This is a genomic window from Pseudomonas sp. COR18 (assembly GCF_048568395.1).
GTDB lineage: Bacteria > Pseudomonadota > Gammaproteobacteria > Pseudomonadales > Pseudomonadaceae > Aquipseudomonas > Aquipseudomonas fuscovaginae_B.
The window spans coordinates 4,663,610-4,675,603 of the sequence record NZ_CP183808.1; the positions used below are offsets into that span (position 1 = coordinate 4,663,610).

At 66.1% G+C, this 11,994-nt stretch carries 12 protein-coding genes; 5 read left to right on the forward strand and 7 right to left on the reverse strand.

Annotated elements, in window-relative coordinates; translation table 11 throughout:
* Positions 1 to 178: 178 nt before the first annotated feature.
* The 3 genes from dsbG to dsbD are packed head-to-tail and all read right to left on the reverse strand — an operon-like array spanning position 179 to position 3,551.
* Positions 179 to 955 carry a thiol:disulfide interchange protein DsbG gene (gene dsbG, locus ACM62G_RS21525; RefSeq protein WP_054060501.1) on the reverse strand — a complete coding sequence of 259 codons (777 nt, stop codon included), beginning with the start codon at positions 953 to 955 and terminating at the stop codon, positions 179 to 181.
* Complete coding sequence (locus tag ACM62G_RS21530) at positions 931 to 1,800, reverse strand: TlpA disulfide reductase family protein (RefSeq protein ID WP_273826427.1); 870 nt, start codon at positions 1,798 to 1,800, stop codon at positions 931 to 933. The genes dsbG and ACM62G_RS21530 overlap by 25 nt, the downstream gene beginning before the upstream one ends.
* Positions 1,800 to 3,551: a protein-disulfide reductase DsbD gene (gene dsbD, locus ACM62G_RS21535; RefSeq protein WP_054062869.1), complete on the reverse strand. Its 1,752-nt coding sequence runs from the start codon at positions 3,549 to 3,551 to the stop codon at positions 1,800 to 1,802. Before dsbD ends, ACM62G_RS21530 begins: the two co-directional genes overlap by 1 nt.
* Before the next feature lie 180 nt (positions 3,552 to 3,731).
* Between dsbD and ACM62G_RS21540 the strand changes: the two genes are divergently transcribed.
* The 5 genes from ACM62G_RS21540 (at position 3,732) to ACM62G_RS21560 (ending at position 8,230) form a co-directional block, all read left to right on the forward strand.
* On the forward strand, positions 3,732 to 4,406 hold the full coding sequence (locus ACM62G_RS21540) for a response regulator transcription factor (RefSeq protein WP_054060514.1): 675 nt from the start codon (positions 3,732 to 3,734) through the stop codon (positions 4,404 to 4,406).
* Complete coding sequence (locus ACM62G_RS21545) at positions 4,403 to 5,728, forward strand: sensor histidine kinase (protein WP_192842781.1); 1,326 nt, start codon at positions 4,403 to 4,405, stop codon at positions 5,726 to 5,728. The genes ACM62G_RS21540 and ACM62G_RS21545 overlap by 4 nt, the downstream gene beginning before the upstream one ends.
* Positions 5,729 to 5,826: 98 nt before the next feature.
* Positions 5,827 to 6,303, forward strand: coding sequence for a GNAT family N-acetyltransferase (locus ACM62G_RS21550; protein WP_419735500.1), 477 nt, complete (start codon positions 5,827 to 5,829; stop codon positions 6,301 to 6,303).
* 212 nt (positions 6,304 to 6,515) lie between these two features.
* Entirely contained in the window at positions 6,516 to 7,928 is a 1,413-nt protein-coding gene (locus ACM62G_RS21555; protein ID WP_054060511.1) for an aspartate aminotransferase family protein, read from the forward strand.
* A gap of 83 nt (positions 7,929 to 8,011) precedes the next feature.
* Positions 8,012 to 8,230 carry an MbtH family protein gene (locus tag ACM62G_RS21560; RefSeq protein ID WP_017905458.1) on the forward strand — a complete coding sequence of 73 codons (219 nt, stop codon included), beginning with the start codon at positions 8,012 to 8,014 and terminating at the stop codon, positions 8,228 to 8,230.
* A 202-nt stretch (positions 8,231 to 8,432) separates the two neighbouring features.
* On the opposite strand, the gene ACM62G_RS21565 is transcribed toward ACM62G_RS21560, so the two are convergent.
* From ACM62G_RS21565 to ACM62G_RS21580, 4 genes are read right to left on the reverse strand one after another with little or no spacing between them, the layout of a single operon-like run.
* Entirely contained in the window at positions 8,433 to 9,395 is a 963-nt protein-coding gene (locus tag ACM62G_RS21565; RefSeq protein WP_419735501.1) for a metal ABC transporter substrate-binding protein, read from the reverse strand.
* Complete coding sequence (locus ACM62G_RS21570; RefSeq protein WP_054060509.1) at positions 9,396 to 10,295, reverse strand: metal ABC transporter permease; 900 nt, start codon at positions 10,293 to 10,295, stop codon at positions 9,396 to 9,398.
* Positions 10,292 to 11,044 (reverse strand): metal ABC transporter ATP-binding protein, encoded by a 753-nt coding sequence (locus ACM62G_RS21575; protein ID WP_419735502.1) that lies wholly within the window; start codon positions 11,042 to 11,044, stop codon positions 10,292 to 10,294. The genes ACM62G_RS21570 and ACM62G_RS21575 overlap by 4 nt, the downstream gene beginning before the upstream one ends.
* A complete protein-coding gene (locus tag ACM62G_RS21580) occupies positions 11,041 to 11,970 on the reverse strand; it encodes a metal ABC transporter substrate-binding protein (protein ID WP_054060507.1) in 930 nt (309 codons plus the stop codon). The genes ACM62G_RS21575 and ACM62G_RS21580 overlap by 4 nt, the downstream gene beginning before the upstream one ends.
* Positions 11,971 to 11,994: the final 24 nt, after the last annotated feature.

Sequence of the window (11,994 nt, forward strand, 5' to 3'; positions counted from 1 at the left end):
TGTGTGGGAGCGTCAACTGGCTGCATTCCCACGCGGGGCGTGGGAACGATCGATACTACTGGTTCGGTGCCTGTAGGAGCGTGGCTTGCCCGCGAAAGGGCCCTCGAGGCCGCCAAAAGCTTCGCGGGCAAGCCCTGCTCCGACAGGTGTGGGGTCGTGGCCGATATCGCCGGCAGGGTCACTTCGGCCCGAGAATCTTCACCAGCTTGTCCGGCGACGGCGCGCCCTGTTGCTGTTGCAGGTCGCCATTGGCGTCGAGGTAGAAGATCGACGGCGTGGCCGACAATTCCAGCTCATCCATCAGCTTCGTGTTGGCGTCGAGCTTGGCCTGGATATCCGCCGGAATCTTCGCCAGCGGCTTGAGCGAACTGCCCTTGCCGGCCTTCTCATGGTCGTGCAGGGCTTGTTGCGGGTCCTTGGCGGCGAACAGCGCGGCGGCCTTGGCCGGGCTGTCTTCACGGATGATTCCGACCATGATGTGCCGCAACTGCACCTTGCCGGACTCGACCCAGGGCCGGGCCTGCTCCCAGAACATGTTGCAGTAGGGGCAGTTCGGGTCGCTGAACAGATAGACGATGCGCGGTGCATCCGGCTTGCCGTCCTCGATCCAGTTGCTCTTTTCCATCTGGCCCCAGACCTGCCTGGACATCGGCCCGTACACCAGTTTCTGCAACGGCGCCTGGCTCAGGTCCTTGCCGTCGGCGTCATACAGGTTGCCGGCGATCACATGCTTGCCATCGGCCGTCAGGTACAGGGCCATGCCACGGTTCTGGTACTGGGCGGCATAGCCGCGCAGGCCGGCGGGTGCATCGAAGCTGCCGACGATTTTGGCGCCCTTGGCTTCAATGCTCCTGATCGGCGCGGGCAGTTCCTCGGCCCGGACGGGCGCCTGCAGCAGCAGGGCGCCGATGGCGCTGCCCAGGGTCAGGTTCAGCAGATGGCGGTGGAAGGGCATAGCGGGTTCCTTGCTGTGGCCGGAACGGCCTTGTTGGGGTGTGGCGGACCGAAGTTCTCCAGGGCGCGGGCCAGGCTGGCCTCGGACAATTCGCCCAGGTGGCTGCCGAGCAGTTGGCCTTCGGCGTTGTACATGAGGGTGGTGGGCAGGGCCATGGAACCGACGCTTTGTGCCAGTTGGCCGGTGCCATCGAACAGCACGTTGTCGAGGTTCAGGCCCTGGGTCATGAGGAAGGTGGTTACGCTTTGCATGCTCTCGGCCTGGTTGACGAACAGGAAGGTCACGTCCTGGCGCTCGCGCTGGGCCTTTTGCAATACCGGCATTTCCCGGCGGCAGGGTGGGCACCAGGTGGCCCAGAGGTTGATCACCAGGGGCCCGCCCTGGTAGTCGCTCAAACGCACTGTCTGGCCGTCGGCATTGAGCAGGGTAATGGCCGGCAGGCGGGAGCCTTGCTCGTAGAATGTCGTGGAGAAGCTCGCCAGCAGCCAGAACGCCAGGCCGCTACCCAGGCCGAAGCCCAGCGGCTTGCGCAGCGCCGGCCGGCGCCAGGCCCAGGCCACGGCGCCGAGCACGATCGCCAGCAGGCCGGGCCAGGGCAGGAAACCGCCGTCACGGATATCGAGGATCTGCAGCGGATCGTTGCGGAAGTAGCTCCAGTAGGCGATCACGAAACTGCCACGGGCAGCCAGCAGGCCCAGGATGAACAGGCTGAACAGCACCGACTCCGGGTTGTCGCCACCGCGTTTGGCCACCCACCAGCCGACCAGCGTCGCCAGGGCGAGGGCCAGCAGCAACAGCAGATGGTTGATCGACAGGGCGAAGGTTCCGAGGGTCAGGGTCAGCATTAGCGGGCATCCCGTGTGCTATTCCAGTTCTGCAGGAAACCGCCGGCGTCGATTTCGCCGGTGATGCGGCTGGCCCGGCGCTCGCTGCCGTCGGGGGCGATCCACAGCAGGGTCGGCGGGCCGGGCACTTCGAAGCGGCCCAGCAGTGCCTGGCTGGCGGCGTTGTCGTGGGTCACGTCCAGGCGCACCAGGTGCACATCGCGCAGCGCCGCGATCACCTCAGGCTTGCCGAACACCTGTTTCTCCATGACCTTGCACGACACGCACCAGTCGGCGTAGTAATCCACCAGCGTCCACCGCCCGCCGGCCTTGGCCGCGTCCAGTTCACGCTGCAGCGCGGCCGGCTCGCTGACGGTGACGAAGCTGGCAGGGTTCACCGCGCTCTGGCCGCTACCCCCGGTGTAGACCTGCAGCGGACGCCACAGGTCAGTGCCGCCACCGGCGGCGCCGATCACCAGCAGGCTGCCCCACAGGCCCAGCAGCAGGCTGAGGCAGGCAGCCGACAGCGCCAGGCGCCCGGGCTGCCGTGCCAGTACCCAGAGCGAGCGGGCCACCACCAGCGCCAATGCACCCCACAGGCCGAGCCACAGCGATTCGTGCACCACCGGCCGAATCATCACGATCGCGGTGCCGAGGAACAGGAAGCCGAACAGCGCCTTGACCCGGTCCATCCACAGTCCCGGCTTGGGCAGAAAGCGATTGCCCACGGTCACCAGCAGCAACAGTGGCAGGCCCATGCCGATGCCCAGGCTGAACAGCACCAGGCCGCCGAGCAGCACGTTGCCGCTCTGGGCGATGTACAGCAGGGCGCCGGCCAGCGGCGCGGTCATGCACGGACCGACCAGCAGCGCCGACAGCGCGCCGATGATCCCGGCACCGACCAGGCTGCCACCGCGACGACCCTGGCCGGCGCGTTCCAGGCGGTCGCGCACGGCCCCGGGCAACTGCAGTTCGAAGAAACCGAACATCGGCAAGGCCAGCACCACGAACAGGGTGGCAAAGCTGCCCAGCAACCAGGGCTGTTGCAGGAAGGCCTGCAGGTTGCCGCCGAGCAGCGCGGCGAGCACGCCCAGGCCGGCGTAGACCAGCGCCATGCTCAGCACATAGCTGCCGGCGAGGGCGAAACCGCGCCTTGGGCTGGCGCCGCTGCCGACCACGATGCCGGCGAGAATCGGCAACATCGGCAGGGTGCAGGGGGTAAAGGCCAGCAGCAGGCCGAGGCCGAAGAAGGCCAGCAGGCTCCAGCCCAGCGTCTGCTGGCTCAGGCTGCTGGCCAGGGACTGGTCCCGGGCTTGTGCCGGCTGGCTGGACGTTGCCGCTTTCTGTGGTGTTGTCGCCAGGTCGCCGAGATCGACCACCTGGGTCTGGGGCGGGTAACACAGCCCGGCATCGGCGCAACCCTGCCAGCCGACGTTGACCTTGCCACGGGCATCGGCCGGGATCAGCACTTCCAGTTCGGTGCGATACACCGGCTGGTCGCCAAAGAATTCATCGCTGTGCGCCAGGGCCTCGGGCAGCGCGGGGCGGTGCCCCGGGTCCAGGCCGTCGAATTTCAGGCGCTTCTGATACAGGTAGTAACCCTCGCTGATCTGCCAGTACAGGCGGGTCTGACCGGAGGCCAATTTCTCCGAATTGAAGACGAAAACCTGATTGGCCGGGGGGAACTCCGGCTTTTTCACCGCGAACGGATCGTTGCCGGCCTGGGCCAGGCTGGCGAAGATCAGGAAAAAAAGGGGCAACACCCAACGCATAAAAAAGTCCTTGGTGCACAAGCTTGTCCGGCCAAGAGTGCTGGCCAGCGATTAACCGATCATTAACCCGCCCCAGCGGTTGCTGTGGCGGGCGCGAACGTTACTATCTTTACGGAGTCACGGCATAATCGCCGCTTAATCCGTCCGGGTTTCAATGGACATATTTGCACAGGTAACCCCATGCACGTACTGGTTTGCGAAGACGATGAGTTGATTGCCAGCGGCATCGTCGCCGGCCTTGCCGCCCAGGGCATGACCGTGGAGCATGTCGCCACGGCGGCCGCGGCGCGGGCGATGCTGCGTGCGGCGCAGTTCGACGTGATGGTGCTCGATCTCGGCCTGCCCGACGAGGACGGCCTGCGGCTGCTGACCCAGTTGCGCAGCAAGGGGCTGGAACTGCCGGTGCTGATCCTCACTGCCCGCGATTCGGTGACCGACCGGGTCGATGGACTGCAGGCCGGTGCCGACGACTACCTGCTCAAGCCGTTCGACCTGCGTGAACTGTTCGCCCGGCTGCAGACCCTGCTGCGCCGGGTCGCCGGGCGCAGCGTCAACCTCATCGAGCACGGCCCGCTCAGCTACGACCCGAGCAGCCGGGTGACCACATTGAATGGCCAGTCGGTGGACCTCTCGCGCCGCGAGCAGGCGCTGTTGCAGGCGCTGTTGCACAACCGTGGCCGCGTGCTGTCCAGCGAGCAGCTCAAGGACAGCGTCTATGGTTTCAGCGACGAGCTGGAAAGCAACGCTCTCAACGTGCATATCCATCATCTGCGCCGCAAGCTGGGCAACGGCATCGTCGAGACCGTACGCGGCCTGGGCTACCGCCTCGGGCCGGCGGGTGACGGAGAAGCATGATGAGCCTGCGGCTGCGCCTGAGCCTGACCATCGGTTCGGCGTTCATCCTGATCTGGGCCCTGGCCGCGACCTGGATGCTCAGCGACCTGCGCCACCAGATGATGTTCTCCCTCGACCAGCGCCTGGTGGCTTCGGCACGGATGGTGGCCGGGCTGATGGAGCAGTTGCCGATGATGTCGGGCAGGGGCGATGTCACGCATTTCAGTTCCGAGCAGCTCAATATCACCGGCGGCATGGCCTGCCAGGTCAGTTCCCTGCGGGGCGAAGTGCTGGCCCGCAGCCATAACAACCCCGAGCAGGCCCTGGAGGCCCACAGTGTCGGCTTCCATGACCAGATGATCGATGGCGCGCCTTGGCGTACCTTCACCCTGGTACGGGGCGATATCCACATCACCACCGCCGACCGTCAGGTCGAGCGCGAGGCTCTGAACCTGTCGGTGCTGCTGGCGGCCTCGGTGCCGGTGGGTGTTGCGCTGCTGGTCTGCCTGTTCCTGCTCTGGCTGGGGCTCGGCCAGGGGCTGGCGCCGCTCAAGCGCATGCGCGACGCGCTGAAGCGACGCAGCCCGGATTCCCTCGAGCCGTTGCAGATCCATCCGTTGCCCAGCGAGTTGAAACCCCTGCTGGAAACCCAGAACCAGCTCTTGCAGCGCATCGGCAAGGCCATCGAGCGCGAACGCCGGCTGACCGGCGATGCCGCCCATGAGCTGCGCAGTCCGCTGACGGCGATCAAGACCCACCTGCAGGTGGCGCGCATGACCGAAGGCGCGGCCCGCGACCAATCCCTGGCCCATGCCGAGGCGGGGGCCGACCGCCTGCATCGGACCCTGGAACAGTTGCTGCTGCTGGCCCGGGTCGAAGGCAGCCTGTCGTTCGACGACGGCGTGCAATGCACCGCCGAACAGGTGGCGCGCCTGGCGATCCAGGATTCGGCCAACGGCGACCGGCAGCGTATCGAGTTGCACCTGCAGGAGCCTTGTTCCTCGGCACCGCTGGAAATGCCGTCGACCCTGTCGATTGCCGCCTTGCGCAACCTGCTGGACAACGCCCTGCGCCACACGCCGGGGGATGCGCCGGTGGAGTTGAACGTGGAAACCACCGGCAATCGCGTGCGCTTCCAGGTGCGCGACCATGGTCCGGGTATCGCCGAGGATGACCTGCAGCACCTGACCCAGCGCTTCTGGCGTAACGGCAAGAGCACCGGTTGTGGCCTGGGCCTGGCGATCGTCCAGGCGATCGTCCAGCGCTGCGGTTGCGTGCTGCATTTCGACAGCCGGCCGGACGGCCTGCGGGTCGAACTGACCATGCCCCTGCAGGCCACATAGTGGCCTGAAAAATCCTGTCACCGCGCCCGGCTCGCCCGGGCGTGGCCCGTGGCAGTATCGTCTGACGCCTGTCGCTCAACGGATTGAGGTCATGCGCCATGGACACTGCTATCGACATTCGCCCGGCCGTCGCCGCCGATGCCGGGATCATCAGCCGGATACTCCTGCGCTCGATCCGGATCGGCTGTTCGCTTGACCATCGCAACGAGCCCGCGCGGGTCGAGGCCTGGACCCGCAGCCGCAGTATCGGGCATGTGCGGCCCTGGCTGGCCGATCCACGCCTGTACCTGAACCTGGCCCATCTGCGGGGCAGGCCGGCGGGCGTGGGCATGGCGCGTGACGATGGGCGCATCCTGTTGTGCTACGTGCAGCCGGAATGGTTTCGGCGTGGCGTCGGACGGGCGCTGGTGGCCGGGCTCGAAGCCTGGCTGGCGACGACAGGGCATGGCACGGCATGGCTCAACAGCACCCTGACCGCCGAGGGTTTCTACCGGCAACTGGGGTATCGGCAGACGGAGCGGGCGTTCAGTGCCATGGGGCTGACCGCGATTCCCATGCGCAAGCCGCTGGTTTGAGGGGCCTGTTCGCGGATTTATTCGAGAACAGGCCAGCAGCAACCCGAGGCAGGATATCTCCCCCAGCCGCTGCTTCGACCCACTCAAAAATCCCCCGGCAGGTGTAAATCCCTGCCTCGCTGGTGCGTTTCCAGAACATGCAATCCGCGCGCATGTGTCCGCGCGCGGATCAAGGTTTTGGCCACCCCACCCGCGTATTGAGGGATCGAGAGATGTCAGTCGCTACCAGCCTTATCGAAAAGCCGCCGGTCCATGCCGACCAGCCCACGGCGGAAACACTCTACCAGTTCGACGAATCGCCGCTGCTGGCCCGGCAGAGCCGCCAGGAGTCCAATGCGCGCAGCTACCCGCGGCGCATTCCCCTGGCACTCAAGCGGGCCAAGGGCCTGTATGTCGAGGATGTCGAAGGCCGTCGTTTCATCGATTGCCTGGCGGGTGCCGGCACCCTGGCGCTGGGGCACAACCATCCGGTGGTGATCGAGGCGATCCAGCAGGTGCTGGCCGATGAACTGCCCCTGCACACCCTCGACCTCACCACGCCGGTCAAGGACCAGTTCGTCCAGGACCTGTTCGGCCTGCTGCCCGAAGCCCTGGCCAGGGAAGCGAAGATCCAGTTCTGCGGTCCGACCGGTACCGATGCGGTGGAAGCCGCCCTCAAGCTGGTACGTACCGCCACCGGGCGCAGTACCGTGCTGTCGTTCCAGGGCGCCTACCACGGCATGAGCCAGGGCGCGCTGAGCCTGATGGGCAGCCTGGGCCCGAAGAAACCGCTGGGTGCGCTGCTGGGTAACGGTGTGCAGTTCCTGCCTTATCCGTACGACTACCGCTGTCCGTTCGGCCTCGGTGGTGCGGCCGGGGTCAAGGTCAACCTGCATTACCTGGAGAACCTGCTGAACGATCCCGAGGGTGGCGTGCAACTGCCGGCGGCGATCATCGTCGAAGCGGTGCAGGGCGAGGGTGGCATGATCCCGGCGGACCTCGACTGGCTGCGCGGCCTGCGTCGGATCACCGAGAAGGCCGGCGTGGCGCTGATCGTCGACGAGATCCAGAGCGGCTTCGGACGTACCGGCAAGATGTTCGCCTTCGAACATGCCGGTATCGTTCCGGACGTGGTAGTGATGTCCAAGGCTATCGGCGGTAGCCTGCCGCTGGCGGTGATGGTCTACCGTGACTGGCTCGACACCTGGGCACCCGGTGCCCATGCCGGGACGTTCCGTGGCAACCAGATGGCCATGGCCGCAGGTTCCGCGGTGATGCGTTATCTCAAGGAGCATGATCTGCCGGCTCACGCGGCGGCCATGGGTGAGCGCCTGGGCGAGCATCTGCGCCTGTTGCAGCGCGATTTCCCGCACCTGGGGGATATTCGTGGACGCGGGCTGATGATGGGGGTCGAACTGGTCGATCCGGATGGCACCCCGGATGCCCAGGGGCACCCACCGGCCTTGCCGCGTCTGGCGCCGTTGCTTCAGCGTGAGTGCCTCAGGCGTGGCCTGATTCTCGAACTGGGCGGGCGGCATGGCGGGGTGGTGCGTTTCCTGCCGCCGCTGGTGATCACTGCCGCCCAGGTCGACGAAGTGGCCCGGATCTTCGGGCAGGCCCTGGAGGCCGCTCTGCTCCAGCTCTAATTTTTTACCGGGGCCGAACGTCTTCAACTACACGAGTGCCACGCAACTGGCGCGGCCTCAACCCACTCTCATGGAGAACCGCAATGACTTCAGTATTCGACCGCGATGACATCGTCTTTCAGGTGGTGGTCAACCACGAGGAGCAGTATTCGATCTGGCCGGACTACAAGGCGATCCCCAATGGCTGGCGAGCCGTGGGCAAGAGCGGCTTCAAGAAGGAGTGCCTGGCCTACATCGAGGAAGTCTGGACGGACATGCGGCCCTTGAGCCTGCGCCAGAAGATGGACGCCCAGGTGGCCTGATTGCCACCCTCGAAAAAGGAAAGGCACCGGTGAAGGTGCCTTTTTTGTTGGGTGCGTGAACTGGCCCATTCGCGGGCAAGCCCGGCTCCTACAGGTTTGTGTCGTACACAAAACTTACATACGCCACAAGTCTGTAGGAGCCGGGCTTGCCCGCGAATGGGCCCTGCCTCCCCCCCCAAAAAAACTGACAGGCACCCACAGGCTAGATCGGCACCAAGGTATCCAGCACCTGCCTGATCGACTCTTCTAGCCCGGTCAACGGGTCGACGCTCTCGGTCTCGAGCACCAGCAGAGTACTACCGGCCTTGGCAATCGCCGCCTTCACCGTTTCCGGCGGCTGGCGGTGGTCCAGCACCAGCTTCACATCGGCGTCCTTGAGGGTTGCGCTCAGTTTCGCCAGGGCCTCGGGGGTCCACTGCTCGTCGCTGCGCGCATCGACCTGGATCAGTTCCAGGTTGAGCCCGCCCACCAGGTAGTTGAAGCGCTCGGAGAGGCTGAACACACTGAGGTTGTCGGCCTTGGCCAGGCGTGTCTCGCTGTCGGCGCTGAGCTTGAGCAGGCGCTGCTTGAAGGTCGCCAGGTTGCTCTCGATCCTTGGCTTGGCGGCGGGTGCCAGGCGCACCAGGTCGGCGGCGGTCACATCGGCCATGCGCCCCAGGTTGTTGCTCGACAGCCACGGCTGGCTGTTCAGACCGTCGGTGCCCTTGCCCGGCTGTACCGCGATGCCCGGCAGACCGCCGTCCACCGGACGTGCGGCGTCGACCTCGACAATGCGCACATTGCTGCGTCGGGCCATGATGTACAGCGGGTCGTCGGGCCACAGCGAGCGCAGGCCGATCACCGCGTCGGCCTGGTTGGCCAGCTTCTGCAGGGCCGGCGCGCCACGGCCGCTGAAGTAGGCGCTCTGGCGGCTGCCCGGCAGGTTGGCGTCGGCGGCACGCTGCAGCTCGACGCCACTGTCCTTGAGCAGGATTTCGCCCAGGCCATAGGTGACCGGCAGGCTGGCCAGAATGCGCACCGGCGGGTTTTCGCTACTGGCGTGCAGGGCTACCGTGCCCAGGCCGTGATTGGCGTTGATCGGCATCGGTGCCTGGCTGGAGAACGATACGCTGCTGTACAGGCCGCCCAGCAGCAGGGCCAGGACGAGGGGGCGAAAATTCGGCATTTATCCAATATTCCCTTTGAGGCTGGGCACGGTGCCACGAGCGATCGCCGCCAGGGCGAAGGCGATACCGGCCATCAGGATGATCGCCGCGCCGGACGGCACGGGCAGGTCGAACAGGATCGGCAGCAGGATGCCGCTCAGGGTGCTGACGGTGGCGATCGCCACGGAAATCCAGAAGAAGCCCTTGAGCGATTGGCTGAGCAGGCGGGCGGCAGCGGCCGGAATCACCAGCAGGGCACCGACCAGGATCGCGCCGATGACCTTGACCGCGGCTACGGTGATCAGGGTCACCAGCACCACGAACAGGTAGTCGAGGGCCTTCACCGCGACGCCGCGCACCGCCGCCAGTTGCGGGTTGAAGCTGGCCAGCATGATGCGGTTGTACAGCGGCAGGCTCAGGCCCAGCACCAGCGCGCCGACCACCAGCAGCACCAGCAGGTCGTTGCCGTTGACCGTCAGCACCGAACCGAACAGCACGTTTTCCAGGATGTGCACGTTGATCTTGCCGGCCAGCACCAGCAGCAGGCTGGCGCCGAGGGCCAGGGACACCGAGAGGAACACTCCGATCAGCGTGTCCGGGGCCAGCCCGGTGCGGTTGCGCAGGTAGTTGAGCAACACGCCGAACAGCAGGCAGTAGCCGAACAGGCTGCCGTAGGGGCCGGTGTAGGGCTCGCCGAGCAGGATACCGATGGCCACACCGGTCAGCGCCGCGTGGCCCACCGACTCGGAGAAGAACGCGAAACGCTTGACCACCACCAGGGTGCCGAGGCCGCCCAGCACCGGGCCGATCAGCAGGCCGGCGAGCAGCGCGTTGATCACGAAACCGTAGGCCAGCGCGGCTGGCAGCAGGCCGTCGGTGGCCCAGCCCTGGATCATCAGGCGAAAGGCTTCATAGCTCATGGTCGGACACCCTCGCTGCGTGGATGGGTGGAGAACAGCGTCAGCAGGCGCTCCGGGGTCAGTGCCTCGGCAGGGGTGGCATCGAACAGGATGCGCCGGTTGAGGCCGGTGACCCGGTCGGCCAGGCGCTTGACCGCCTCCAGGTCGTGTTCGATCCACAGCACGGTGATGCCGGCGCGGCGCCAGTCACCGAGCAGGCGCTCGAACACCTGAATGCCGGCTTCGTCCAGCGCCGACATCGGCTCGTCGAGCACCAGCAGTTGTGGCGGCGGGATCAAGCCCTGGGCCAGCAGCACCCGCTGGCGCTCGCCACCGGACAGGGCGCCCATGCGCCGCTTGCGCTTGTCCTGCATGCCGACCCGCTCAAGTGCCTTGCCGATGGCCCCGGCGAAATGCCGGGACAGGCCAAGGAATGCCGGGCGACGCTGGCACATGGCAGCCATGAAGTCGTCGACGGTCATCGGCAGGCCGCGGTCGAATTCCAGGGCCTGGGGAACGTAGCCGATGGTGCCCGGTGCGCCTTGCCATTGCAGGCTCAGGCGACCCTGGTGCGGCATCTGCCCGAGCAGGGTCTTGATCAGCGAGCTCTTGCCGCCGCCGTTGGGGCCGACCAGGGCGTGCACGTGGCCGGGACGGACCTGGAAGCTGACGTTGTCGAGAATGGTGGTGCGGCCCAGGGTCAGGCCGATCGTGTCGAAGTCCAGGGTCGGCCCGCTGGCGACGCGCTCGATGCTCTCGGCGGCGGTCATGCGCCAGCCTCCTGGATCGCCCGGACCACGGTGTCGAGGTTGTTGCGCATTTCCTTCTCGTACTTGTCGGCGGTGTAGTCGCCATAGGAAATGTGCGACAGCGGGTAGAGCTTCACCCCGGACTCGCGCTGGATGGTCTCGACATAGGTGGACGGGAAGTCCAGTTCCGAGAAGATCACCTTCACATCCAGCTCGCGCAGTTGGTCGATGGTCTTCTTCAACTGGCTCGGGCTCGGCTCGATGCCATGGGCCGGCTCGACCACCGCGGTGACCTCCAGGCCGAACTCGCGCAGCAGGTAGTCATAGGCCGCATGCACGGTGGCTACCCGCAGGTCGGCGTTGGGCGCCTGGGTCAGCTTGGCCAGGGCGTCGGCGCGCAGCTGGCGCAGGCGCTTGCCGTAGGCGCGGGCGTTGGCGGTATAGAATTTGGCGTTGTCCGGATCGAGCTTGCCCAGCTCGCGGGCGATGTTGTTGACCTGGGCGATGGAGGCGCTGATGGACAGGAAGGTGTGCGGGTTGACCACCTTGCCGGCGCCGCGGGCGGCGATGCCGGTGGCGGCCAGCAACGGCACGTTCTCGTTGGCCTCGATCAGCGGGATCTGCGGTTTTTCACTGGCCTCGATCATGCGGTCGGCAAAGTCGTCGTGACCGACTCCGTTGAGCACGATCACGTCCAGGGTACCGATACGCTTGATGTCCTCGGCCCGTGGCTCATAGGCATGGGGGTTGAAACCGGCTGGAATCAGCGGCACCACTTCGGCCTTGTCGCCGACGATGTTGGCGACGTAACTGTAGTAGGGGTGCAGGGTGATGCCGATGCGCAGGCGCTTGGCGGTGTCGGCGTGGACCTGGAAGGTCGACAGGAGCGGTGCGAGCAGCAGGGCCAGGAGCAGGCGACGGCGGCTGAACAGGGCTGAAATGGACATGAGAGGACGATCTTCTCCGGGTTA